Annotated in this window: 22 protein-coding genes, 1 tRNA gene and 1 pseudogene; 18 read left to right on the top strand and 6 right to left on the bottom strand. The window is 70.8% G+C overall.

The features are described from left to right. Positions 1 to 75 precede the first annotated feature (75 nt). The 3 genes from DSY14_RS05010 to DSY14_RS05000 form a co-directional block, all read right to left on the bottom strand. Positions 76 to 747 carry a response regulator transcription factor gene (locus tag DSY14_RS05010; protein WP_307851132.1) on the bottom strand — a complete coding sequence of 224 codons (672 nt, stop codon included), beginning with the start codon at positions 745 to 747 and terminating at the stop codon, positions 76 to 78. 251 nt (positions 748 to 998) lie between these two features. Beyond that, positions 999 to 2,513: an amidase gene (locus tag DSY14_RS05005; RefSeq protein WP_211715260.1), complete on the bottom strand. Its 1,515-nt coding sequence runs from the start codon at positions 2,511 to 2,513 to the stop codon at positions 999 to 1,001. 26 nt (positions 2,514 to 2,539) lie between these two features. Further along, the gene (locus DSY14_RS05000; RefSeq protein ID WP_211715259.1) at positions 2,540 to 3,577 is read right to left on the bottom strand and encodes a D-2-hydroxyacid dehydrogenase; all 1,038 of its coding nucleotides are present in this window, start codon (positions 3,575 to 3,577) and stop codon (positions 2,540 to 2,542) included. Between the two features lie 323 nt (positions 3,578 to 3,900). On the opposite strand from DSY14_RS05000, the gene DSY14_RS04995 reads away from it, so the two are divergent. From DSY14_RS04995 to DSY14_RS04970, 6 genes are all read left to right on the top strand, one after another. Next, complete coding sequence (locus DSY14_RS04995; protein ID WP_211715287.1) at positions 3,901 to 4,383, top strand: DUF3830 family protein; 483 nt, start codon at positions 3,901 to 3,903, stop codon at positions 4,381 to 4,383. Positions 4,384 to 4,571: 188 nt separating this feature from the next. Continuing rightward, on the top strand, positions 4,572 to 5,363 hold the full coding sequence (locus tag DSY14_RS04990; protein ID WP_249187342.1) for an Asp/Glu racemase: 792 nt from the start codon (positions 4,572 to 4,574) through the stop codon (positions 5,361 to 5,363). Positions 5,364 to 5,412: 49 nt separating this feature from the next. Continuing rightward, complete coding sequence (locus tag DSY14_RS04985) at positions 5,413 to 6,159, top strand: maleate cis-trans isomerase (RefSeq protein ID WP_211715257.1); 747 nt, start codon at positions 5,413 to 5,415, stop codon at positions 6,157 to 6,159. 114 nt (positions 6,160 to 6,273) lie between these two features. Then, the gene (locus DSY14_RS04980; protein WP_211715256.1) at positions 6,274 to 6,984 is read left to right on the top strand and encodes a GntR family transcriptional regulator; all 711 of its coding nucleotides are present in this window, start codon (positions 6,274 to 6,276) and stop codon (positions 6,982 to 6,984) included. A 329-nt stretch (positions 6,985 to 7,313) separates the two neighbouring features. Next, positions 7,314 to 8,255, top strand: a complete 942-nt coding sequence (locus DSY14_RS04975; RefSeq protein ID WP_211715255.1) for a hypothetical protein — start codon at positions 7,314 to 7,316, stop codon at positions 8,253 to 8,255. Between the two features lie 306 nt (positions 8,256 to 8,561). After that, on the top strand, positions 8,562 to 9,353 hold the full coding sequence (locus DSY14_RS04970) for a hypothetical protein (protein WP_211715254.1): 792 nt from the start codon (positions 8,562 to 8,564) through the stop codon (positions 9,351 to 9,353). A gap of 376 nt (positions 9,354 to 9,729) precedes the next feature. Here DSY14_RS04970 and DSY14_RS04965 read toward each other — a convergent pair whose 3' ends face one another. Next, positions 9,730 to 11,196 carry an NAD-dependent succinate-semialdehyde dehydrogenase gene (locus DSY14_RS04965; protein ID WP_211715253.1) on the bottom strand — a complete coding sequence of 489 codons (1,467 nt, stop codon included), beginning with the start codon at positions 11,194 to 11,196 and terminating at the stop codon, positions 9,730 to 9,732. Between the two features lie 142 nt (positions 11,197 to 11,338). Between DSY14_RS04965 and DSY14_RS04960 the strand changes: the two genes are divergently transcribed. The 3 genes from DSY14_RS04960 (at position 11,339) to DSY14_RS04950 (ending at position 13,331) form a co-directional block, all read left to right on the top strand. Beyond that, on the top strand, positions 11,339 to 12,589 hold the full coding sequence (locus tag DSY14_RS04960; RefSeq protein WP_211715252.1) for an aspartate aminotransferase family protein: 1,251 nt from the start codon (positions 11,339 to 11,341) through the stop codon (positions 12,587 to 12,589). A 152-nt stretch (positions 12,590 to 12,741) separates the two neighbouring features. Next, a tRNA-Arg gene (locus DSY14_RS04955) sits at positions 12,742 to 12,817 on the top strand. A gap of 316 nt (positions 12,818 to 13,133) precedes the next feature. Continuing rightward, positions 13,134 to 13,331: a hypothetical protein gene (locus DSY14_RS04950; protein ID WP_307851131.1), complete on the top strand. Its 198-nt coding sequence runs from the start codon at positions 13,134 to 13,136 to the stop codon at positions 13,329 to 13,331. On the opposite strand, the pseudogene DSY14_RS04945 reads toward DSY14_RS04950, so the two are convergent. Beyond that, positions 13,319 to 13,669 (bottom strand): annotated as a pseudogene (locus tag DSY14_RS04945) (cell division protein FtsK); the annotation flags it as partial. The gene DSY14_RS04950 and the pseudogene DSY14_RS04945 sit on opposite strands and share 13 nt — an antisense overlap. A 608-nt stretch (positions 13,670 to 14,277) precedes the next feature. On the opposite strand from DSY14_RS04945, the gene DSY14_RS04940 reads away from it, so the two are divergent. The 9 genes from DSY14_RS04940 (at position 14,278) to DSY14_RS04900 (ending at position 23,577) form a co-directional block, all read left to right on the top strand. Further along, complete coding sequence (locus DSY14_RS04940) at positions 14,278 to 15,360, top strand: SDR family oxidoreductase (RefSeq protein WP_307851130.1); 1,083 nt, start codon at positions 14,278 to 14,280, stop codon at positions 15,358 to 15,360. 137 nt (positions 15,361 to 15,497) lie between these two features. Then, entirely contained in the window at positions 15,498 to 17,156 is a 1,659-nt protein-coding gene (locus DSY14_RS04935; protein ID WP_249187340.1) for a phosphotransferase, read from the top strand. A gap of 44 nt (positions 17,157 to 17,200) precedes the next feature. Further along, complete coding sequence (locus tag DSY14_RS04930) at positions 17,201 to 17,593, top strand: cupin domain-containing protein (protein WP_211715249.1); 393 nt, start codon at positions 17,201 to 17,203, stop codon at positions 17,591 to 17,593. A gap of 14 nt (positions 17,594 to 17,607) precedes the next feature. Then, positions 17,608 to 18,300, top strand: coding sequence for an HAD family hydrolase (locus DSY14_RS04925; protein WP_211715248.1), 693 nt, complete (start codon positions 17,608 to 17,610; stop codon positions 18,298 to 18,300). 372 nt (positions 18,301 to 18,672) lie between these two features. Next, complete coding sequence (locus tag DSY14_RS04920) at positions 18,673 to 19,845, top strand: histidine kinase (protein WP_211715247.1); 1,173 nt, start codon at positions 18,673 to 18,675, stop codon at positions 19,843 to 19,845. Further along, positions 19,842 to 20,561 carry a response regulator transcription factor gene (locus DSY14_RS04915; RefSeq protein WP_211715246.1) on the top strand — a complete coding sequence of 240 codons (720 nt, stop codon included), beginning with the start codon at positions 19,842 to 19,844 and terminating at the stop codon, positions 20,559 to 20,561. The genes DSY14_RS04920 and DSY14_RS04915 overlap by 4 nt, the downstream gene beginning before the upstream one ends. A 171-nt stretch (positions 20,562 to 20,732) precedes the next feature. Continuing rightward, on the top strand, positions 20,733 to 22,361 hold the full coding sequence (locus DSY14_RS04910) for an alpha/beta hydrolase (protein WP_211715245.1): 1,629 nt from the start codon (positions 20,733 to 20,735) through the stop codon (positions 22,359 to 22,361). A 264-nt stretch (positions 22,362 to 22,625) separates the two neighbouring features. After that, positions 22,626 to 22,844 carry a hypothetical protein gene (locus tag DSY14_RS04905; RefSeq protein WP_211715244.1) on the top strand — a complete coding sequence of 73 codons (219 nt, stop codon included), beginning with the start codon at positions 22,626 to 22,628 and terminating at the stop codon, positions 22,842 to 22,844. Between the two features lie 511 nt (positions 22,845 to 23,355). Continuing rightward, entirely contained in the window at positions 23,356 to 23,577 is a 222-nt protein-coding gene (locus DSY14_RS04900; protein ID WP_211715243.1) for a hypothetical protein, read from the top strand. A 381-nt stretch (positions 23,578 to 23,958) separates the two neighbouring features. Here DSY14_RS04900 and DSY14_RS04895 read toward each other — a convergent pair whose 3' ends face one another. Then, positions 23,959 to 24,366 (bottom strand): Dabb family protein, encoded by a 408-nt coding sequence (locus tag DSY14_RS04895; RefSeq protein ID WP_211715242.1) that lies wholly within the window; start codon positions 24,364 to 24,366, stop codon positions 23,959 to 23,961. Positions 24,367 to 24,509: the final 143 nt, after the last annotated feature.

Genomic DNA, 24,509 nt, shown 5'->3' with positions numbered 1-24,509 from the left:
GGAAGTCTTCATCCTCCCAGGTCGCCCGGGCGAGCGACAGGCCCCTCCCACGGAGGGGCCGGTGCGGGGGGTGCGTCAGTAACGGCGCCCGCGGAGCTCGGCGACCAGGACCGCGGCCTGGGTCCGGCGTTTGAGGTCGAGCTTGGCCAGCAGCGCGGACACGTAGTTCTTCACGGTCTTCTCCGCCAGGTACAGCCGCTCACCGATCTGCCGGTTGGTCATGCCCTCCCCGATGAGATCGAGGATCTGCCGCTCCTGCGGGGTCAGTTCCGCGAGGGGGTCGGGCTCGGCCTGGCTGCCGCGCAGGCGCTCCAACATCGCGCCCGTGCTCCCCGAGTCCAGGAGCGAACCGCCGGCGGCGACGGTGCGCACCGCGCCGACCAGGTCGGCGCCGTGGATCTGCTTGAGCACGTAGCCGGCGGCTCCGGCCATGACGGCGTCGTACAGGGCGTCCTCGTCGGCGAAGGACGTGAGCATGAGGCAGGCGATCTCGGGGTGGTCGGACCGAATCTCCCGGCAGACCTGAACCCCCGAACCACCGGGCAACCGCACGTCCAGGACCGCGACGTCGGGCAGGACGACGGGGATCCGCGCCAGCGCCTGTTCGGCGGTCCCGGCCTCGCCGACCACCGTCATGTCGTCCTCGGTCTCCAGAAGCGAGGCCACACCACGCCGGACGACCTCATGGTCATCGACGAGGAAGACCCTGATCCGCTTCCGCGCATCCTCGGCTTCACCGCTCACGATCGGTCCTCCCTCTCCTCACGTCCGCGTGATCGCGACACCACTCCGAGGAAGACGTTAATACGTGTGAGAGGTGCATCGGGGGTCTTAGGCCACCAAACTGCCCGGCCGAAGGTCCCGTAACCGGCCAAAAAGGCGGTCGGACGCGGAAAAGACCCTGCTCACGAGTGGTGCGGAAGTGACACCGTTCGTGCCGAGATCACCGTTTCGCCACAGTGCTCCCCGGGGGCCGCGGGCCCCCGGGGAGAAGGGGTTCAGGGGCGTCGCCCGACCCACGGGCTCGCCAGTTCGAAGGCCCGGCAGGCCCGCAGCACCCGTGCGTCCGCGTGGCGCGGTCCGACCAGCTGGAGCCCGATCGGCAGCCCCGATCCGCTGAACCCGCACGGCACGGTCGCCGCGGGCTGCTGGGTCATGTTGAACGGGTAGCTGAACCCCGCCCAGGAGGTCCACCGTCGTCCGGACAGCTCCGGCGGCGACTCCAGCCCGGCCTCGAAGGCCACGATCGGCATGGTCGGTGTGAGCAGCAGGTCGTAGGTCTCGTGGAAGCGACCCATCCGGGCGCCCATGGCCATCCGCAGCGCCATGGCGGTGAGGTAGTCCTGTGCCGAGTAGGTCAGGCCCTGCTCGACGATCTCCCGCAGCCCCGGATCCTGCAGGTCCCGCTCGCGGTCGGTGAGCTTCTCGGTGGCCTTGGCGGCCCCCGAGTACCAGAGCACGTGGAACTCCTCCACGGACTCGGGCAGCCCCGGGTCGGCCTCCTCCACCTTGGCGCCGAGTTCGTCGAACACCCGGACCGCCTCGGCGACCGCGGCGGCCACCTCCGGGTCCACGTCCTGTCCCCCGAGGGTGGGGCTGTAGGCGATCCGCATGCCCCGGACCAGTGCGCGCGGGTCGTCACCGCGCCCGGCGTCGGCCAGACCGGGACCCGGGGTGGGCATCGCCATCCAGTCGCGGGAGTCGAACCCGGAGATCACGTCCAGCATCAGCGTCATGTCGCCCACCGTGCGCGCCATCGGGCCGGTGTGCGCCAGGGATCCGAACGGGCTCGCCGGGTAGTGGGGCACCAGACCCCAGGTGGGCTTGATCCCGCAGATGCCCGTGAAGCTCGCGGGGATACGGATGGACCCGCCCCCGTCGGTGCCGGTGGACAGGGGGCCCATCCCCGCGGCGATCGCCGCCGCGGAACCGCCGCTGGAGCCGCCCGGTGTGGTGGACAGGTCCCAGGGGTTGCGGGTCACCCCGGTCAGCGGGTTGTCGGTGACCCCCTTCCACGCCAGTTCGGGGGTGGTGGTCTTGCCGACGAACACCGCACCGTGCTCGCGCATGCGGGCCACGACGGGGGAGTCCTCCTCCCACGGGCCCTCCTGGGAGGAGGTCACCGACCCCTTCAGGGTCGGCCACCCCCGGGTCAGGTGGATGTCCTTGACCGAGGCGGGCACCCCGTCGAGCCTGCCGGCGGGTTCGCCCCGTCGCCACCGCTCGGCCGAGGCGCGTGCCGCCTCCCTGGCCTCCTCCGGCCGGACCAGACAGAACGCGTTGAGCGCCGGGTTGTCCTGCTCGATGCGTTCGAGCACGGAGTCGACCGCCTCCACCGGGGACAGCTCCCCGGTGGAGTAGGCGCTCAACAGCTGTTCCGCGGACAGGTCGGCGGCCGTGTGCGCGCCGGTGCGGGCTCGGGGAACGTCGGGGTCGGTCCCCGCTGTGCCCGCGCCCCCACCGATGGTGGTTCCCGCGTCTTCGGTCCCGGCCCGGTCGGAACGGATCGTCACTTCAGCCTCCCAAGTCCTGCGAGGGGTCAGCCGGGTACGTAGCCCCGGTCCTTGTCCACGACGTTGCGCAGTTCCCGTCCGCCCAGGTAACGGGCGAGGTTGTCCAGGAACAGTTCCAGCAGGTCCTCGCGCCAACCGACCACGTCACCGGACATGTGCGGCGAGACGATGGACCCGGGCAGGCCCCACAGCGGGTCGATGGCCTTGAGGGGTTCCCGTTCGAAGACGTCCAGGGCCGCTCCGGCGATCGCGCCCTGGTCGAGCGCGCCGACCAGGTCGGACTGGACGACGATGGGGCCGCGCGCGATGTTGATCAGTCGCGCGGTGGGTTTCATGAGGTCGAGGAAGCGTCGGTCGACCAGGCCGCGGGTGGCGTCGGTCAGCGGTGCCGCGACGATCACGTAGTCGGCCTCGGGGAGCGCGTCGACCAGGGTGGCGCCACCGTCGGTGCCGTGTCGGTCCAGGCTGGAGGCGACCACCGAGCCGAAGTCGGGGTCGCCGTCGCGGGCGTGGCTGCCGGAGGCGTACACCTTCATCCCGACCGCGGACAGGGTGCGTCCGATGGCCCGGCCGATGGGTCCGGTGCCGACCACCAGGGCGCGCTTGCCGGCGACCCGCTCGGTCTCCCGGTGCTCCCACCGGTGGCCCTGCTGGAGTTCCCAGGTGCGGTGGAGGTCCTTGGCGAAGGCGATGACCAGGCCGAGCACGTACTCGGCGATGTGTTCGTCGAACACCCCGCGGGAGTTGGTGACGATCGCGTCGTCCTCGACCAGACCGGGGAACATCAGGTTGTCCACCCCGGTGGTGGCCGCGTGCACCCATCGCAACCTGTCGGCCTTGGGCCAGGACGAGGCGAGCGCCTCGGTGAACAGGTCCCACACCAGGAGGGCGTCGGTGCCGGGCAGTGCGGCGGACAGGCCGTCGGCGGTGGTGTAGACGACCTCGCCCAGTCCTGGGTGGTCGTCGAGACGTTCGTGCCCCGGTGGCAGGTCCTCTCCGTGGAGGACGAGCAGGCGGGGCCGCTCGGGTGCGGAGACGGTGGTGGAACTGGGCGGACGGTTCACTGGCGTGAGCTTTCCGGTTGCGACGGGTTGTGCGGTGCCGTCGGGGATGCTGGTTCGCCCTGCACGGGAAACGCTAAGGAGCGCGCATAGGATTGTCAACAATCCACAAAAGGACTGTTCCTGGGCAAAGACCCACCTAGCGACCCTGGCGGCACTGCAGGGATACCCGACTCCGGGCAGGTCTATTGCCTCCTCCGGAGGGTTGATCGTAAGATTGTCGACAATCAACAGCGCCGTGACCTCTGCGGCCCGAAGGGCACGTCCGGGCCGGTCTCCCAGGAATCTCGCAAGCCCCGCCGAAGGGATCGCACTTGCCCAGGTACATGACCGTCACGCTCGCCCGACGCGGGGTCTCCTGCGTCGCCGAACTCCTCGACAAGGACGCGCCCCGCACCTGTGAGGCGGTGTGGAACGCACTGCCCCAGGGCGACGCCGTCCAACACGCCAAGTACGCGCGCAACGAGGTCTACACGATGGTGCCGCGGTTCGCCGACCCCGAACCCGGTCAGGAGAACCCCACCGTGACCCCGATCCCGGGCGACCTCGTGTACTTCTCCTTCGAATCGGGCATGCTCGACCGCTCGTTCAAGGAGGACAAGGGCATCGACCACCTGCCCGGGGTCATCGACCTCGCGCTCTTCTACGGCCGCAACAACCTGCTGCTCAACGGCGACGTGGGCTGGGTCCCGGGCAACGTGTTCGGCACCGTCGTGGAGAACCTGCCCGCCATGGCCGAGGCCTGCAACGACGTCTGGCGCTCCGGCAGCGTCGGTGAACGCCTTCTGTACGAGCGGCTCGACCGCTGATCGGCGGCCCGGGCCCCACCGCTTCGTGGGGCCGTGCGCGCACATCCGAAACACCCGTCACGTCTGAACACGGAACATCAACGGGAGGTGAGTGACCGATGCGAACCGAGGGAACCGGATCGGCCCCCCAGGGCGACCGCGAGTACAGGACCCCGACGGTCCCTGCGGGGCCGGGGGAACCGGCGACGATGACGGAGCGACCGGCGGGACAGGTGACCGCGCCGGAGGTCGTCGAACTGTCGGCGGCGGCCGTGACGCCCTGGCAGGCCGGAGTGGGCGTCATCGCGCCCTACGACTTCGCGCTCGACCGCGAACTGTGGCGGTGGACGCCGGACGACGTCTCGTTGCACGTCACCCGCCTCCCCTACGTCCACGTCCCGGTGACGGTGGACCAGGCCGCCGCTCTCAGCAAGGCCAAGGGGGTGACCCGCGCCGTCAAGGCGCTCATGGCACCCGAACCCCGGGCCGTCGGGTACGCCTGCGCCTCCGGCAGCTTCGTGCACGGGGCCGCGGGCCAACGCGCCCTCCACGACACCATGGTGGCGGCCGGGGCACCCCGGGCCGTGACCACCTCGGGCGCCCTGATCGACGCCCTGCGCACCCTGGACGCCGACCGGATCGCGGTGGTCACCCCGTACGTGGACAGCGTGACCGACCGCCTGCTGTCCTACCTCGCCGAACACGACGTCGGTGTCACCTCCAGCGTCGGCCTCGGTCTGCTCAGTCACATCTGGAAGGTCACCTACGCCGAGGTCGCCCACGCGGTGCACGAGGTGGACCGCCCGGACGCCCAGGCGGTGTTCATCAGCTGTACCAACGTCCTCACCTACGACATCATCGCGCCCTTGGAGCGGGAACTGGGTAAACCCGTCATAGCGGCCAACCAGGTCACCATGTGGGCGGTCATGCGCGCGGCCGGGCATCACGCCGTCGCCCACGGCCAGAGCCTGATCGACGTGGCCGCGCCCAGTGCCGCATGACGGCCGCCGACCACACGCCCCGGAGGGCGCCCCGGACCCGAGGAGAGACATGACCCGCGTCGGATTCCTGTACCCAGGCCACAGCGCCGAGGACGACTACCAGGCCTTCGCCGGCCTGCTCGGCGACGTCGAACTGCCCCTCGTGCACACGCTCATGCGCGAGGACGCCCACCGCGTGGACGCCCTGCTCGACGTGGGGGGTGAGGACGTCCTCGCCAAGGGAGCGCAGGAGCTCGCCGCCATGGACGTGGAGGCCGCGATCTGGGCCTGCACCAGCGGCAGCTTCGTGTTCGGTTGGGAGGGCGCCCGCCGCCAGGTCCAGGGGGTGCGGGACGTCGTGGGCGTCCCCGCCTCCAGCACCTCCTTCGCCTTCGTGCACGCCCTACGGCAGTTGCGCGCCTCGCGGGTCGCCATCGCCGCCACCTACCCCGACGACGTTGCCCAGCGCTTCGTGGAGTTCCTGGGCGACGCGGGCGTCTCGGTGATGTCCCTGGCCAGCCACGGCATCGCCACGGCGGCCGAGGTCGGGAACCTGGACCCCGACGACGCGCTCGACTTCGTCATCTCCAACGACCATCCCCGAGCCGAGGTGGTCCTGGTGCCGGACACCGCCCTGCACAGCGCCGACCTCATCGACCCCATGGAGGCGCTCCTGGGCAAGACGGTGCTCACCGCCAACCAGGTCAGCATCTGGGAGGCCCTGCGTCTGGTCGGCCGTTGCGGTGCTCGCACCGGCCCCGGAAACCTGTTCCGATCGGGGACTTCCACGGTCCGGAACGCCTTCGCCGCCCGTTAACCTCAGGGGCCGGTCCGTGTCCGGTTCGTCCACCCGTGTCCGTGGCCCCATCTCCGCGGTCGAGGACTCGACCGCCGTCAGGAACCCGATCCGAGTCCCGAGAAGGGGAACCCCATGCCAGCCCCTGGTCAACTCAGACCCGTCCCACGGCGCTCCACCGCGGAGCTGATCGCCGACCAACTGCGGTCGGCGATCATGTACGGCTCCCTCTCCCCGGGGGACCAACTCGGTGAGGCCGACCTCGCCGGTCGGCTGGGGGTGAGCCGTGGGCCGCTCCGGGAGGCGATGCAGCGTCTGGTCCAGGAGGGGCTGCTCCGCAGTGAACGGCACAGGGGTCTGTTCGTGCGCGAACTGACCCCGGCCGACGTGCGGGACGTCTACGTCGCCCGACTCGCGGTGGAGCGCACCGCGTGCGAGCTCATCATGCGCGGGAACCGCGGTGAGGCCCTCGCCCGACTCACCCCCGCCGTCGACCGGTTGGCGGAGGCCGCGGCCGACGGGGACCGTGACGAGATGAGCGACGCCGACCAGGAGTTCCACCGGACCCTGGTCAGCTGTTCGGGCAACTCCCGCCTGGAGCGCATGGCCCAGACGCTGTTGGTGGAGACCCGCATGTGCCTGACGGTGATGCAGGACGTCTACCCGCAGCCGGAGGAGCTCCTGGAGGAGCACCGGCGGATCCTGGACGCGATCGTCGAGGGCGAGGAGGAGCGCCTGCTCGCCCTGATCGAGTCGCACATGATCGACACGGTCACACGCATCAACGGCGAGCACGGGACGGTGGGGGGCGACGGAGAGGTCCCCGAGGGCGGCCCGGTGGAGTGATCGGGACGACCGTCGAGGAGAAAAGAACGAGGGTCGGGTGCCGCACGGCGGTCCCGACCCTTTTCCGTGTCCGAATGCCACCGACGGGATTCGAGGGGAAGAAATCGGGAGAATGGGTTGCGAACCGGTGGGTATTCCGTGCTAGCTTCTGTTTCGGGCAGCGAATTCAGGCCTTTTCGGACACGCGTCCTCGGATGTGCGTCCCGCAGGAACGGTCCCCGCCACGTCCCTGTGGATCGTGGCCCCGACCGCGCCGAGGCCCGGCGCCCCGCCCCCGAACCCTCGTCGGCCCTGCGCCGTCGCCGTCCCCAAGGTGGAAGGAACCCCCGGTGCCCGGACTCCACGGTCTCGCGAACGCCTCCGGCGTGCGTACCACCGTGCCGTCCGACGCGCCGCGTCGGTCCCTGTTCCTCCTCGGCCTGCTCACCGGCGTCCTGGCCGCCGGGTGGCTCCTCGGCGCCTCCGACGCCGAGGCGGAGGAGATCGCCCCCGTCGGGGCCACCGTGGCGGTGGACGCCCCGCTCACGGACACCGTCGACCTCGTGGAGGGGGCACCGGACACCGAGTCCGACGCCGGCGTCGAGACGATGGCCGACACGACGGCCGAGGTGGCCGAGGCGATCGAACCCGCGCAGGCCGTCGAACCCGTCGTGCCCGAGGAGTCCCTGGAGCCCGTCGAGCGCCTCGACCGTGTCGACCCGGCGTACGCCCGTCCACTGACCGACACCGTCACCAAGGCCGGCCGGGAGACCACCGACACGGTGCGCGAGGTCTCCGCGACCGTCGCCTCCGAGGTCGAGGTCCCCGACGCCGACCTGGTCACGCCGGTGCACCGGGCCGTGGACGAGATCACCGGCACGGTGGACGCACGCCCCGACGGCGTCGAAGGTGCGACCGAAGGGCGGGTGGACCACGCCCCCGGTTCCGACGCCACGTCCAGGACCTCCGGGGAAGCCTCGCAGGCGCGGGACACCGCGTCCGTCACGCCCGAGGGAGGCCCCGGCGCGACGGCCGCCGCGCCCGCCGAACCGCGTGAGACCACCGTGAGCGAGTCCTCCGCCGTCACCGGCGACGCCCCCTTCCTCGACGGCTCCCTGGCCGTCCTCACCGGTGCCTCCTCCGCCTCCGGAACGTCGGCACCCGGCCTCGCGGCGCACCTGCCCGCCGCGGGCACCCCCCTCCCGGCGCCCGCCTTCGACGGCGCCGTCCGGCACGTCCTGCGCGCGGTCCCCACCGCGGTCGCCGACGAGCCCACCTTCGCCCCCGACTAGCGGGTCCCCTCCAGCGCACCCGGCCGCCTCGGTCGCGCCCCGGTGCCTCCCCGTCGCCTTCGACGCGACCCACGGACCCGCCCAGTCCCGGCCCCGCCGCCCTTCCCGGCGCGCCTGAGGCCGACCGCCTGGGGGTCGACGTGAGCCCCGCTCCCGCACCCGCGTGCGCCTGTAGCGGAGTTCAGGTCGGTCAACGGTCCACAGGACTCAGAGACCGATGCACCCCCGATCGTGGACCCGCCCCACTCCCGAACGCGCGGCGACACCGATCGGGGCCCGCAATGCACGACACCCGGAAGGATTCCCATGCGCAACACCGCCCGTACCACCGCCAAGAGCCTGCTCATCGCGGTCGGAGCCGCCGGCTTCGTCGCCCTCGGCAGCGGCTTCGCGGCGGCGGACACCGTCGGAGACCTCACCGGTGCTCCCGGTACCGACGCCCTGGGTTGGGCGCCGGCGGTCGACCCCGCGCTGCCGGCCCCGGCCCTGCCCGAGGTCGACACCGCGCTGCCGGCCCCGGCCCTGCCCGAGGTCGCGGTGCCCGAGGTGGACGGCGTCGTGGGCGACGCCCGGGACCGCGTCGACGTGCCCGGCGTGACCGTCCCGCGGGTGGACGTCCCCGAGATCGATGTTCCCGAGGTGGACGTGGACGGTCACCTCGCCACCGTCCGGGGCGCGACCCTCCTGGTGGACTTCGTCGCCCTGCAGACCCGGGGCGACGTCGACGCCGTCACCGCCGAGGCACGCACCGTCGTGGACCGCACCGCCCAGGGCGTGCCCACCGACCTGGACGGGGTGGACGACCTCGCCTCGGACGCCGTCACCGACGTCACCGACGGTGTCGACGACGCCGTCGAGGACCTGGACGTGCCCGCGACCGACGTCGTGGACACCGGTGTCGTGGACACCGAGGACCTGCCCCGGACCCCCGAGCTCGGTGGGGTGGAGCACACCGTCGACGGTCTCACGAAGGTCGACGCCCTGGCCGAGACGGAGGTCCTGCCCACCGACTCCCTGGACACGGACGTGGTCGACACCGACCTGGTCGACGACGCCACCGACGTCCTGGACACCGACCCGACCGACGGCCTGCTGTAGCCGTCGGTTCGACCGCGCGCCCCGCGCTGTGACAAGCGGGAGCGCGCGGCCCCGGGCGGACCGGGGTCCTGGTGCACCGGAGCGGGTGTGGGCGGAACCGTGGGGGGTCCGGCCACATGATCCGGAGGAGGCTGCACCGTGCGACCCACCGCCCGGGGTCACACCGTGAGGCCCCGGAGAGGGACGGAGGAACGGACGGCCGCATGAGCGGGCCGCGCCGTGTCTCCTCTTCGAGGGCCCGGGAGGGCGGAGCCACGCCCCGTGCGACGGGGCGTGGCTCTCCCTGTCCGAAATCGCGTCCGATGATGTGCGCCGAAAACACCGGAGGGTGAATATCGACGCCTTTCGGAACGGCGTTCCGGCTATTTCCCGGTGATCAGGAGAGGCCGCCGATTCCCACGTATTTGACGTCGAGGAATTCGTCGATGCCGACCCGGCCGCCCTCACGGCCCAGCCCGGAGTGCTTCACGCCGCCGAACGGTGCCGCCGGGTTGGACACCACGCCCTGGTTGAGCCCGACCATGCCCGTCTCCAACGCCTCGCTGACCCGGAACGCCCGGTTCAGGTCACGCGTGTACAGGTAGCTGACCAGGCCGAACTCGGTGTCGTTGGCGGCGTGGAGCACCTCCTCCTCGGTGTCGAAGGGCATCACCGGGGCCACCGGACCGAAGATCTCGGTGTTGGACAGCTCCGCCGCGAACGGCACGTTCGCCAACACCGTCGGCCGGTAGAAGTGCCCGGGGCCCTCACCGCGTCCACCGCCCACCAGGACCTCGGCGCCACGCTCCACGGCGTCGTCGACCAGTCCCTGCACCTTCTGTCGGGCCTTGTCGTCGATGAGCGGACCCACGTCGACGTTGTCGTCCAACCCGCGGCCCAGACGGAGCGCGCCCATGCGCTCGCTGAGCCGCCGGGAGAACTCCTCGGCGATCCCGGACTGCGCGTAGATCCGGTTGGCCGCCGTGCAGGCCTCCCCGATGTTGCGCATCTTGGCGAGCATCGCCCCGTCCACGGCCGCGTCCAGGTCGGCGTCGTCGAACACGATGAACGGCGCGTTGCCGCCCAGCTCCATGGACGTGCGCAACACCTGGCTCGCGCTCTGCTCCAGCAGCATGCGGCCCACCGCCGTCGACCCCGTGAAGGACACCTTGCGGATCCGGCCGTCCTTGAGCAGCGGTTCGGTGACCCCACCCGGGTCCGTGGTGGGCAGAACGCTCAGCACGCCCTCGGGCAGCCCGGCCTCGGTGAGGATGTCCGCCAGCGCCAGCGCGGACAGAGGGGTCTGCTGGGCGGGCTTGAGGACCATCGTGCACCCCGCGGCGATGGCCGGCCCGATCTTGCGGGTGCCCATCGCCATGGGGAAGTTCCAGGGGGTGATGAGCATGCAGGGGCCGACCGCCTGGCGCATGATGAGGAAGCGCGCCTTACCGTCCGGTGAGGTCGAGAAACCGCCCTCGATCCGCACCGCCTCCTCGGAGAACCAGCGGAAGAACTCGCCGGCGTAGGCGATCTCACCGCGCGCCTCCGCGAGGGGCTTGCCCATCTCCAGGGTCATCAGGACCGCCAGGTCCTCCTGGCGTTCCATCAACAGGCGGTAGGCGCGGTGCAGGATCTCACCGCGTTCGCGCGGTGCGGTCCTCGCCCACTCCGGCTGGACCTCGGCGGCGATGTCCAGGGCTTCGAGGGCGTCCTCCTTGCTCGCGTCCGCGACATCGCACAGGACCTTGCGCGTTGAGGGGTCCTCGACGGGGAACGTGGACCCCGAGGAGGCTTCCCGCCACTTCCCACCGAGGAAGAGCGTCTTGTTCACCTGTGCGACGACCCGTGCTTCCCGATCCGACATGCCTGGCTCCTCAGTCGACTGTGGTCAGAGAAAAACTGCCCGGCGTGCGTCCGCTGGACACCGCCGCGTCCCGGATGTTTCCATAGCAGCGTCGATTGTCAACAATCCTACGGAACCCGATACAAGGAATTGAGGCCATCGCATGGCGGAACTCTCCCCGGTCCTCAAGCAGGCGACCCCGGTCATCGCCGCACGTGGCGAGGGCGTCCACCTCTTCGACGAGGACGGCCGCCGCTTTCTGGACTTCACCGCCGGGATCGGTGTGACCAGCACCGGGCACTGCCACCCCAAGGTGGTCGCCGCCGCCCAGGAGCAGGTCGCCACCCTGATCCACGGCCAGTACACCACCGTGATGCACCGTCCCCTGCTGCGACTCACCGAACGCCTCGGCGAGGTCCTGCCCACCGGGCTCGACCGGCTGTTCTACGTCAATTCCGGCAGCGAGGCCGTGGAAGCGGCCCTGCGCCTGGCCCGCCAGGCCACCGGGCGTCAGAACGCCATCGTCTTCCAGGGTTCCTTCCACGGGCGCACCATGGGCGCCGCCTCCCTGACCACTTCCGGGACCAAGATCCGCGCCGGCATCGGCCCGCTGGTCCCCGGCGTCGTGGTCACTCCCTTCCCGTACGCCTACCGCCTGGGCATGTCCGAGGACGAGGCCGTCGCCTACGCCCTGCGCGAGCTGGACTACCAGTTCGCGACGGTCACCTCGCCCAAGGACACCGCCGCCGTGTTCATCGAACCGGTCCTCGGTGAGGGCGGTTACGTCCCCGTTCCGGACGCCTTCCTCCAGGGTCTGCGCGAGCGCGCCGACCAGCACGGGTTCCTGCTGGTCGTCGACGAGGTGCAGACCGGGTTCGGCCGTACCGGAACGTTCTGGGGCCACGAGCCCTCCGGTATCCGTCCGGACATCGTCATCACCGCCAAGGGGCTGGCCAGCGGGTTCCCGATCTCCGCCATCGCCGCTCCCGCAGCGATCATGGACAAGGCCTGGCCGGGGTCGCAGGGCGGCACGTACGGCGGCAACGCCGTCGCCTGCGCCGGTGCGCTCGCCACCCTGGAGGTCATCCAGGAGGAGAACCTGGTCGAGAACTCCGCGCGCCAGGGCGAGCGACTCCACCAGGGCCTGGCCAAGATCGCCGAGGCGCACGCGGCCATCGGCGACGTCCGCGGGCGTGGCCTGATGCAGGCCAACGAGTTCGTGAAGGCGGACGGTTCGCCCGACGCTGAGACCGCCCAGCGGGCCCAGCAGGCCGCCGCGCAGAACGGTCTGCTCCTGCTGACCTGCGGTCCGGCCGGCAACGTCGTGCGGTTCATCCCACCGCTGATCGTCAACTCCGACCAGGTCGACACGGCTCTGGAGCTGTGGTCGGCCTCCCTCGGGGACATCGCCTGACCCGCTCGGGCGCCGCCGGGAGATCCGGCGGCGCCCGCATGGTCCGGCTCACACCCGAAAGTGGCGCGAACCCACTCTGACAGCGTGATAGAGTCGGAGACGTCGCAAGGGAGAGCGCAAAGCTCACTCGGGCGACACACAACTGAAGACCTGCACTCGTAGCTCAATGGATAGAGCATCTGACTACGGATCAGAAGGTTGGGGGTTCGAGTCCTCCCGAGTGCGCCACCTTGAGACAGTGGAGAAGCCGCCCGAACTGCGCAAGCAGCTCGGGCGGCTTCTTTTGTGGCAGGGGCCGGAGAGCCCACGTGCGGGCCGCGTTGCGTATCCAGTGCAGATGCCCGGGGCCGCTCTCAGGCGGCGAGCACCCGCAGGCATACGGCGTCCATGGCTTCGTCCACCTCCCAGGTTCAGGGTTGCGCAAGGCGTTCGGCACAGGTGGACTTACCGGTAGGAGTCGGCATCAGCGCCACTCTCTCGACCACAGGCAAGGAGAGCCCACGGCATGACTTTCGATAGGCCGCCGAGGCCGTGGTATCTGGCCGTGAGCGTTCTTATCACCGTGGCGGGTGCCGTGATGATCTGGCTGGATCCCGACGTCATGGTGCCGTTCCAGATGTGGGTGCTCACGCTCGTGTGGGCGTCGAATGTGGTGGGCTGGTTCGCCCTGTACGTGCTCCATCGGGTTCGCTCGCGTGAGCAGCAGGCGACCTCGTCCTCCGACGAGCAGCCGGCGTCGTAGCCACCTGCCATGGCGGTGATGTCGTCATCGGAGACGAACGCGGCCCGCACCCGCACCGGGGACGGTGAGGTCTACCAACGGACGTAGGCCACCCCGGGAAGGGTGGGATCGATCAGGTGCGCCTCCGCCCCGCGTACCCTGACTCCTTCTCCGAGGACCATGTCCACCTGGGACGCCTCGTCCAGGCGCGGGGCGATCTTGGCCGGGAACAGGTTGCGCAGGTCCATGACCTCCTTGTGCGGGTCTTGGAGAGCGGCCAGGACCGAGAAGCCGACCGGCCGTCCCTGTGAGGTCAGAGTGGCGATCGCGATCTCTGAGCGGCGGACGTCCCGGTCCGGGACCTGATCCACACGAACAGCCCCACCCACCCGCTGGGTGGGGCGACTGTGAACGTCGCCCCCCTCTCGCGAGCTCTCCACGGCGGGCGGCACGCCCAACGGGGCATGGCGACGCAGGCCCTCGGCCACCCGGCGGGCCGGGCTTCGGCGCACGGCCCGCCGGGTGGCACCGGCCTGATCCCCGAGCGCAGTGTGGGAAGCCCCACCGGATGCGGACAACGTTTCCCGGGCCTTACGCCTTCTTGTGAGCAGGAGCGATGTCTATGATCTGCAACTTTACGACACTTCTCGATCATGGGGCGTGGTTGACAGTTCCACAATTGGACGGTTAGCCTCAAATCGCAAGTCGATGTGAGCGCTCACATGATGGCCTGTCGGATCTCGTTCGCTTCTCGAAAAATTATTCAACTGATTGCCATTCATCCCTGAGTATTACGCTGAAGTAATCCGCGCTCCAGGGCCCTCCCGACTTGCTGCCCCCTCACGCCACGTCGCGCCCCACGTCCGTCACCGCAGACGTCCATGCTCTGATCTGGACTGATGCGGCCGATGGTACAACTGCGGGGGTGTTCGCGACCTCCAGCTCCAGGCCGGTCCCGGTCAGGTTCATGAAAATCACTATTTCACCAACCCTTCATGAACCAGTACTTGCGGCCATCAATTCTGTCTCTTCATCTATGTTTAACTCGTTCACCGATCACGCTGGACACGGTGTCCGAATCAGTACACCCATGCCCTTTCGAAGCAGGGAAAATATGTCCCGTCATATGCTCGTAACCGGTGCCAGTGGAATGTTGGGAAGTCGGATGGTGGCCGCACTCCGCGCGGAAATTCCAGGAGATCGGAAAGCCCCGGGGGCCGAAGGCGCGCACAACACCGTCACGGGTTGGTCGTACCGCCGCGAGGCCCCGGGACTACGCAGCGTCGACGCCACGTCCGAGGAACAGGTCGACCGGTACTTCGCCGAGTACACCCCCCAGGTGTGTGTGCACTGCGTCGCCGCACCGGACGTCCAGGTGTGCGAGCGATCCCCGCGCACCGCCTACCTGTTGAACACCACGAGCACCGAGAACGTGGCCAGAGCGTGCGAACGGTACGGCACCAAGCTCGTCTACATCTCCACGGAGTACGTCTTCGATGGCTCTGCCGACGGCGGATACCGCGAGGACGACGCCCCGGCTCCGCTCCAGTCCTACGGCGAGACCAAACTCCTCGGAGAGCACCGTGCCGCCCTGGCCCCCGGTGCGCTCACGGTCCGCCTGCCCGTGCTGTACGGCGATCCGGTCCCCCACCGTGAGCCCACCTGGCTCGAAGCCATGCTGGAAGCGATCGGCCGGGGCCGCCACGTCGGCCTCGACGACCACTACGTGCGCCAACCCACCTGGAGTCACGACGTGGCAGCGCTGGTGGCGCGGGCCGTCTCCCTCGACCTCACCGGGGTCCTGCACGTAGCGGCGCAGGAGGGAGCCACCAAGTACGGGTGGGGACGGCTCGTCGCGGAGGCCGCAGGGCTGTCCCCGGACCTGCTGCTCCCTACCCGGCCCGAACCCGGCGGGGCCCTCAGACCCGAGCGGCCCTGGCTGCTCACCGAACGGTTGGAGTCCCTCGGCCTGCGGCCGCCGCCCGGGGTCCGTGACAGAGCCGCCGACTACCTGCGCTTGACGGACTCTCGGCCCCGGTCCCGTGCCTGAGGGCACAGGCCCGTCGGCCGTCCGGCGTACACACTCGTAGAAGGAGATCCCTCGTGGAAGCCATCGTGTGCAGCACTACGTGCCAGTGGCACTCGAAAGCGCCGGGCGGGGTAGTCGACCGCGTCCGCGGCGCGGTCTTGGACGGCACTCTCAGCCGTGTCAGTGTCCTGGCCTCCGACGTCGGCGAAACCGGCGAGGAAGCGGCGTCCCGGTGGCCCGGTGTCGTGGAATGGACGATCCCGGCGCGCGAACAGCAGCGGGACTGGCTGCTCGCCGCCGGCCTGCGGCGTGGAACAGGAAATCTGCTGGTGCTGGACTGCGCCTGCGACATTCGGCGCGGGACCGTCGAAGCCTTCGCGGACCTGGCCGCCACCACGGCCCTGGTGACCGGCCGCCCCGGCCGCCCGGTCCCCATTACGGCCGCTACCCGCCGCGAGGGCCGGCACCTCTGGCTGGAGGGTGTGCTCCGGACGGAGGGGCAGATGCCCGCAGGGAACAGCCAGGCCCCGATGCACTACATCGGCGCCCTGTTGGTCTCCGGCGAGGCAGACCGCCGGTTCCTCGCGGACGCGCTCGAGTCCCGTTGCGGCGGCCCCCGCGATGCGGCGGGCCTGTCCCCTTGGCACGCCGCGATCGACGCACTGGCCCGACGCACCCGGGTCCCGTGCGCGGTGCTCGGCCACGACGTCCACGGTGAGGAGGCGGTGATCGAGGAGTGGCTGGGCGGCGGCTCCCACGCCCAGACCTACGTCCGCCTGCCCAGCGGCTACGGGAACAGAACGGTTCGCAAGGAGGCCACCGGCGCCGGCCTCGGCAAACTCAACGAGGAGATCAGTTGGCTGAGCGGGCTTGACCCCACCGCCGGCCGACACTTCGCTGGAATCGTCTCGTCCCGGGTCGAGCCTCACAACGCCTCCATGGACCTGGCCTTCCACCACCTGCCCACCCTGCGGGGGCTCATCCTCAGCGGAGAGATCGACTCCGAGGAGGCGGCCCTGTGGGCACGCCGCATCCTCGCCGCCCTGCGCCGCGACGTCTACCCGGCCGGATACAGGGCGGTGCCCGTCGACTACGTGCTCCGCACCCACCTGAGCCGCATCGAGACCAGGCTGGCCGAGACGGCCGTCGCGTTACCGGGTCTGCGCGCGTTATGGAACGCGGACAGCCTCCTGGTCAACGGTGTCCGGCTGCGGGGAGCCGGCGCCCTTGTCGCCGAAATCGCCCAGGACGGGCAGGCCCTGCGCATGCTCACGCCGGAACGGCTGGTCCGTACGCACGGCGATCCGCACTTCGACAACGTCCTCATCGACCGGCGGAACCACCGGTTCCTCCTCATCGACCCCAGGGGAAACGCCGGTTACGACCCGGCCTATGACCTGGGCAAGGTCTGGCACTCGGTGAACTCCCTGTACGACCTGATCCACGGCGGCCACGTGGAGGTCGCGGCCGGCGGCGACGGCATCGACTACGCGTTCACCTCGCCCACTCTGGTGGAGTTCTACCGCCGGGTGCGCGACCGCGTGCACGCATGGCTCACCGCCACGGGGTGGCACCAGGACGACCCGCACTGGATGTTGAAGGTGCGGCTGGCGGAGGCCGCCCACATGTGCAGTGTGATGCCCTTCCACATCGCCCGCGACCAGCGCGAGACCGTGGTGCTCGCTTGCTACGCGCGCGGGCTGGAACTGCTCAACGAGCTCCACCGAGACCTGCTCGCCGTCCGCCTCGGGCCCATCCGGTCCGAGGTGTGGTCCGGGCCGAGGCGGGCCGCGGTCATGGACCGCTCCGTCGGCTGACCGCCTCCCCCAGCCGAATGACCCAGGAGAAAGGAACCCGCAGGATGCATGTCATTCGCAGGTCCGAGCTGGAACCGGACCTACGCCCGGACGGACGGACCGTGCTGTCCCTGCTCGACCTTCCCGTTGACCTGCCGGTGGACCGCACGGGGATCCTCTACGTCGAGCACCCCGCCGGCTTCACTGAGCAGCGGCACTACCACCAGCACCTCTACGAGGTGTTCTACTTCCTGGACGGCGCCGACTACCGGGTCGGCGACGCAGTGGTCCAGTTGGCGGCGGGTGATCTGCTCGTCTTGGAACCGAACGACGCCCACGGCGCGCTGCCGGTGCCCCACCGCGTCCGGCTCATCGTCTTTCACCTGCCCAAGGTCCCCGGTGACAAGGTGGAGGTCGATGAGGGCTCCGAACCCCCCGAACCCGAGGTGTCCAGGTGACCGTTGAAGGGTGCATGTTCGATTTCTCCGGCACGCTCATGCGGATCGAGCCCGCCGCCGACTGGTTGCGCGCGGTTCTGAGCGAAGTCGGCGTGGCCGCCACCGACGCTGAGGTCGAGGAGTACGCGGCCCGGTTGGAACGCTGCGGGGCTCAGCCCGGGGGCGCCGACCCCGCGGCCCTGCCGCCCCGTCTGAACCGGTTGTGGGACGAACGCGACCTCTCCGCGAGGACCCACCGCACCACGTACACCGCTTTGGCTCGTGAAGCGAACCTTCCGTGGGGCGTGGCCGTGGACGACGCCCTCTACGCCCGCCACATGAGGCCGGAGGCCTGGCACTGCTATGCGGACACCACGGAAGTGCTGGGTGAACTCCGCCGGCGCGGTGTCCCGGTGGCGGTGGTCAGCAACATCGGCTGGGACCTGCGCCCGGTACTGGGCGCCCACGGGATCTCGGAAACGGTGCAGGAGTTCGTCCTGAGCTACGAGCACGGCATGCGCAAGCCCGACCCGGAGCTGTTCCGGACCGCGTGCGAGGCGCTGGGCCTGGCTCCCGAGAAGGTGCTGATGGTCGGTGACGACCGCCGCGCCGACACCGGCGCGCTGGCCATCGGCTGTGCCGTTCACCTGGTCGACCACCTCCCCGTCCACGCCCGCCCGGCCAGTCTGCGCCCGGTCCTCGACCTCGTCCGCCAGGGCCCGGGGTGAGCCGGCTGTACTGACCAAGGTGGTCGGTAACACCCACCCTTCCCGACACACGAAGAGGGCCTTCCGGTATCGGTGTGGATCACAACGTCCACACCGATCCACCAGAAGGCCCTCGACGCCCCACACCTCCCATGCCGACGCTCGTTCGATCCCGCCGGGCACCTGGCCCTGGACCGCTGCGTGGGCGAGGACGGCCGGCCGCTGCTCCGTGCCGCCGAACGCTTCCAGACCAGGGTGAGCACCACCGACCGCTACCGGACCCTGGGCGAGGCCGGATGGTCGGTGCCTCCGGTCGCCCGCACCACTCACCCCGACGCACCCCCGCCCACCTCCCCACGAACCGCGCTCGGAGCAGGGCCTACACTCTGCGTGATGAGCGGATCGACGGGCACCCAGGGGTGCGTGGACCGTGGTGCGACCAGGGGCCGGCTGGGCGATCTCGTCCTGTTCGGTCTGGCGGTCGCCCTGGGGCTGGTCACCGTGGCGCAACAGGGGGACCACCCGCCGGGCGCGCCCGCCTGGCTCCTGTACGCCGACCGGGTCACCGGGCTGCTCGGCTGTCTCGCGCTGTGGTGGCGCCGTCGGTTCCCGGTGCGGATCGCCCTGGTGTTGGCCGTCGCGAGCCTGTACTCCGACGCGGTGTCCGGGGCCGCGGTGGTCGGGCTGCTCACCGTGGCGGTCCACCGCTCGACCCGGGAGACGGCCCTGGTGTGCGCGGTCAGCCTGACCGCGGTGAGCGTGCACCAGTGGGTGTGGCCCGAGCCGTTGGCCCCTCCGGTCACGGTGTTCACGATCCTCGGACTGGGGCACCTCGCGACCGTGGCGCTGGGGTTGTCCGTGCGCAACCGCCGGGCTCTGGTCACCTCTCTGCGGGAGCGGGCGGCGGCGGCCGAGGTCGAGGCGCGGTTGCGGGCCGAACGGTCCGAGCAGGAGGCGCGCGGTGTCCTGGCACGGGAGATGCACGACGTCCTCGGCCACCGGTTGTCGCTGCTCAGCGTGCACGCGGGCGCGCTCGCCTACTCTCGCGACGTGGCGGCCGAGGACGTGGCACGGGCGGCCGAGGTGGTCCGGGAGAACGCGCACCGCGCCCTGCAGGACCTTCGTGAGGTGATCGGGGTGCTCCAGGCCCCCGAGGGCGAGCTGCTGCCGCCGGGGGTCACCGAAGTCCTGGAGCTGATCGAGGAGGCCCGCGAGGCGGGCACACCCGTCGAGCTGCGGGACGGCGTCGGTGTGACGACCGGGGACCGATCCCTTCCGGAGCCCCAGGGCCGCACGGTCTACCGCCTCGTGCAGGAGGGTCTGACCAACGTGCGCAAACACGCCCCGGGCTCCTCCGTCGTGGTGCTGATCGAGGGGCGGCCGGGCGATGACGTGGTCGCCGAGGTGGCCAACACGCCTCCGGCCCACGCGACGCGCTCCGATGGTGCCGGGGCGGGGCTGCGCGGGCTGGCGGAGCGCGTCCGGCTCGTGTCCGGGCGGCTCGACCACGGCCCGACGGACGCGGGCGGCTGGCGGGTCCGGATACGTCTACCGTGGCCGCTATGACTCCTACCGCGCCGCCCGACCATGAGCCCTCCGATGAGTCCGCGGGCGAGGGGCCGATCATCGACGTACTGGTCGTCGACGACGACCCGGTGGTCCGGTTCGGGCTGAAGATGATGCTGAGCGGAGCCCGCGACCTGCGCGTGGTCGCCGAGGCGAGCGACGGTGCCGAGGCGGTGGGGCTGGCCCGCCGGCACCGACCGGACGTCGTGCTGATGGACATCCGGATGCCCGGGACCGACGGGCTCACCGCCACCGAGGTGTTGCGCGGCCGGCCGCCCGCCCCCCAGGTCCTCGTGCTCACCACGTTCGACGCCGACGACCACGTGCTGCGCGCCCTGCGCGCGGGGGCGGCGGGGTTCCTCCTCAAGGACACCCCGCCGGACGAGCTCGTCATCGCGATCCGGCACGCGGCGTGGGGACGCCCGGTGCTCTCGCCCGAGGTGACCCGGCGGCTCATCGCCCGGGTCGCGGAGTCGGGGCAGGACACCCGCCAGGCCGCCGCCCGTCGCCGGCTCGACGTGCTCGCCGATCGGGAGCGGACGGTCGCGGCCGAGATCGGCGCCGGACGCACCAACGCGGAGATCGCCGCGCGGCACCACCTCGGCCTGACGACGGTCAAGACCCACGTGTCGGCGATCCTCACCAAGCTGGACCTCAACAACCGCGTGCAGGTGGCCCTGCTCGTGTACGAGGCGGGGCTCGCGTCTCCGGAGTGACCTGACCGGGCGTTCCCCGCCCCCGGCCGCCGCACACTCCCCGGTGGCGCCGCGGTGCGGGCCCCACCGGACCTCCCGGCGGAAGGGGTCAGGGCGCGCTCCTCCTTTGGTCGGCGGTTCCGGACCCTTCGGCGGAGGCCGGCGCCGAACGGCCGGTCTAGCGTCGTTGCCATGCCACTTTCACCCCGACAGATCCGCGTGTCACCGGTACCCCGACGCATCACCGCGGTGCTGGCCGCCGCCACGCTGACCCTGACCGGCTGCGCCGGTGGGATCGGTTCGGCGGCGCCGGACGACCCGGCCGCGGCCGCGCCCACCCCCGACCCGGTCGACTGGGAGGAGTGCGGCGAGGGCCTCGACTGCGCCACCATCGAGGTCCCGCTGGAGTACACGGACCCCGACGGCGAGCGGATCCCGCTCGCCGTGGTCCGCCACCGTGCCACCGATCCGGATGAGCGCATCGGCAGCCTGTTCATCAACCCGGGCGGCCCGGGTGTGCCGGCCACCGAGACGGTCGCGTCCATCGACGCGGCCGAGGGAACGGGCCCGTACTCGCCCGACGTCGTCGCCCGGTTCGACGTCGTCGGGATGGACCCCCGTGGTGTCGGCGAGTCCGGCGCCGTGCGCTGCCTCACCGACGAGCAGCGAGCCGAGCAGGCGGCCGAGGACCGCGACCCGACCATCCCCGGCGGTAAGGGGTTCGACGAGTTGCTCACCGACGCCGACACCTTCACACAGGGGTGCGTGGACCACCAGAGCACCGAGTTCCTGGCGAGCCTGTCCACCGACAACGTGGCCCGCGACCTGGACCAGGTGCGCGCCGCGCTCGACGAGGAGCAGATCTCCTTCTACGGCGCCTCCTACGGCACGGTGGTGGGGCCTGTGTACGCCACGCTGTTCCCCGAGCGCGTGCGTCAGATGGTGATCGACGCCCCGGTCGACACCGACCTGTGGCAGAACGACCCGCTGCGGCTCCTGGACGAGGTCTCCCGGTCCAACGAGGAGACACTCGACGCCTGGTTCGAGAGCTGCCGTGCCGAAGGAACCGACGTATGCCCCTTCGGCGACGGTGACCCCGAGGCCGCGTTCGACGCCCTGATCACCGAACTGGAGTCGGAGCCGCTGGAGGTCCCGCCGGTCGAGGGCCTCACCCCGGGCGGCACGCTCGACGGGGCGGTGGCCCTGGAGGCCGTGCGGGCCGCCGCGGGAGGTCAGGCACTCTGGCCCATGCTCACCGCGGGTCTGTCGGCCGCCCAGGAGGGTGACGGTACGGGTCTGTACATCCTGGCCTCGTTGGTCACGGTCGCTCCGTTCGGTGGTCCGTTCGCGACCCTCCAGGAGCCGCACACCGCCGTCCGGTGCGCCGACTGGCCGGAACTGGGCGACCTGTCCGAGCACCACGCCGCCGCGGACGACATCACCGAGCGCGGGGGACGATTGGCCGGCCGGGCCGCCTACAGCGCCCTCAACTGCGCTCAGTGGCCCGTCGAGAACGAGGACCGCTTCACCGAGGAGCTCACCGCCGCCGGTGCCCCGCCGATCCTGGTGGTCGGCGGCCGTCTGGACAACGTCTCCCCCTACCACTGGGCCGAGGCCATGACCGAGCGCCTCGACGACGCCGTGTTGCTCACCCGCGAGGGTGTGGCCCACACCGCCTACCGTTCCAGCGGTCCGTGCGTCGACGACGCCGTGGACGCGGTGCTGATCGACGGGACCCTGCCCGAGGAGGGCACCGTCTGCGAGATGGTGCCGCCGGCCACCACCGAGCCGGTCGACCCGCAGGCGGGCGCCGAGGAATAGCGCAGCGGTACACACGCGGGCCGGGGACACGGACGACCCCTCCGTGTCCCCGGCCCGCGTGTGGTTCCTCGCCACGGCGGTTCAGGAGGCCGGATACCGCTGGGCGTGGAGCACCCATGCGAGGTGGGCGGCGTTCCGGAGCGGCCTCGCCCTTCTCTCCGCGCCAGGGTCGGTCGACCGGTTTTACCCTCCATTGATCATAGGGCCGCGCGCACCAGGGCAGGGGGCTCAGGCACAGCATCCGATCGACACCTGGGAGCCACGATGATCGCGAAGCTTTCCGAACTCGGCATCACCTCGGACATGGCCTACACCGCCGGTACCGTCAGCATCGGTCTGTCCTTCCTGAGCTGGATCGTGTCCAAGAAGAAGGAGGACGCGGGGACCGACCGCGCCGACAGGTGGGGGATCTTCGTCGGCGAGTGGGCACCCACCTTCTTCGCCCTGGGGGTCGCTCTGCGCCTGGAGGAGTCCGGGCGGTAGGCCGCACGTCCTCGCGTCCGGCGGGCGCGACGTGCGGGTGCTCTCGCCCGCCCGTCGGGTGACCGGTCTCCCCGCCCGGTTCCCGTGCGGGGCGAAGCGCGACGGTGGCCATCGAGGTCGCTCCGGCGTCGGGATCGGGCGCGGGGGTGCTCGCGGACGTCGGAGGATCCGTCGGCTTGTCGACAGGTCGACGGATCCACTCGGACGGAGGCCTCCCGTGGTGTCCGCCGGCGTCGGAGACGGAGCGGCTCGCCTGTTCGAGGAGTGCGGTTCCTCGGTGGCTGCGGCGGCCGGGCTTCCTCCGGGTGGATCCGTGACGTCTTCGGGCCCTCTTTGCGCAGGTGGCGGCGGAGGTGCCGGGTGTGCGACCGATCGTGTCGTCGACGCTTCCGGTTTGACCCGTCCTGTGCGCGGTACGCCATAGGGTGACCGACCGATCGCACATACTTCGGTCGGCGGTGACCCGTTCCTCCCGACGGGCCGCCGCGGACCGGGACCAGGAAAGGTTCAGGTGAGAACGATCAGAGGAGTCCCCTGGAGACAGAGAGTCCTGTGGGTCACCCTCGGGGTGCTCTTCGCCGCCGGCGTCCTCGGAGTGCTCGTCCCCTACTTCGGTGGATCATGGGTCGGTTACTTCTTCGCCCTACTGCCCTTCGTCGTGAGCGGTGTCTTCGTCCTCGCCAGTGCCGGCTCCGGCACGTCGGAACGCGGGGACCGCGCCACCTCGTCATAGCCCGGGGCCGGTCGTCCACCACGGAGTGCCGGGCCATGGGCGTGCACGGCGGCGCCATGCCGCGGTCGTGGGCCACGCCGTGTTCCGCCGCCGCACCGGTACGTCACACTCGACGTAGGAGGGGACCCCCGACGGATACGCGTCGGGGGTCCCTGCGTGGTCGACCGCCGGTCCACCACCGGGACCGGAACGACCTCGGCCGGCGAGGAGGTCCACCACGGTCCGCACGAAGAGCCGGGAGGAGACGGCCTCGACGTGGTCGAGGTCGGGGCCAGGAGAGTCCACGGCCTCGCGCTCACCGGTGCGAGGGCGTTCACCCCTCCGGGACGGTGACGGAGATCGGCGCAAGGTGCGGGTGAACGGCCTCGTCGCCGTGGTCGGTCAGGCGGCGTGCCTGCCGGGGGCGGCGCTGCCGATGTACTCGTCGAGGTCGTCGATCAGCTCGACGAGGTCGGGGTGGGCATCGAACCGGCGCCGGTGGATCGCGGCGATCTTCGCGTCCATCTCCGGGTCCTGGTCGTCGGTGATGTCGAACGAGGCGAACTTGGAGATCAGCGGCAGACCGAGCCGGTCGACCTCCAGGTGCGCGGGGTCGTTCATCATCTTCTCGTAGCTCGCGAGGTCCTCGACGGCGTTGACGGCGCCGTACTCGTACTCCCCGCCGAAGTCGCGGCCGAAGACCCCCGACGCGTTGTCCGCGTTCTGTCCCGTCATGCCCTGGACGATGGCGTCCGCGGTCTCCCGGGGGACGTCGGGCCGGATGGTGAATCGGATGCAGTGGTAGATCATGGATTTCCCTTTCCTGAGGTGTTCACCGGAGTGGTGAGGCTTGGGTGGAGTGGTTCGGGCGGGTGGTTCGGGCCTGGCCGAACGCACCGGCGTGGTCGTGGGAGCAGCCGGCGGAGTCGCTGTCGGGGCTCGGGGCTCGGGGG

This window comes from Nocardiopsis sp. MG754419 (assembly GCF_018207095.1).
Taxonomy (GTDB): Bacteria; Actinomycetota; Actinomycetes; order Streptosporangiales; family Streptosporangiaceae; genus Nocardiopsis.
Note: the sequence above shows the minus strand (reverse complement) of the source record. Positions and strands in the feature narration are given on the sequence as shown.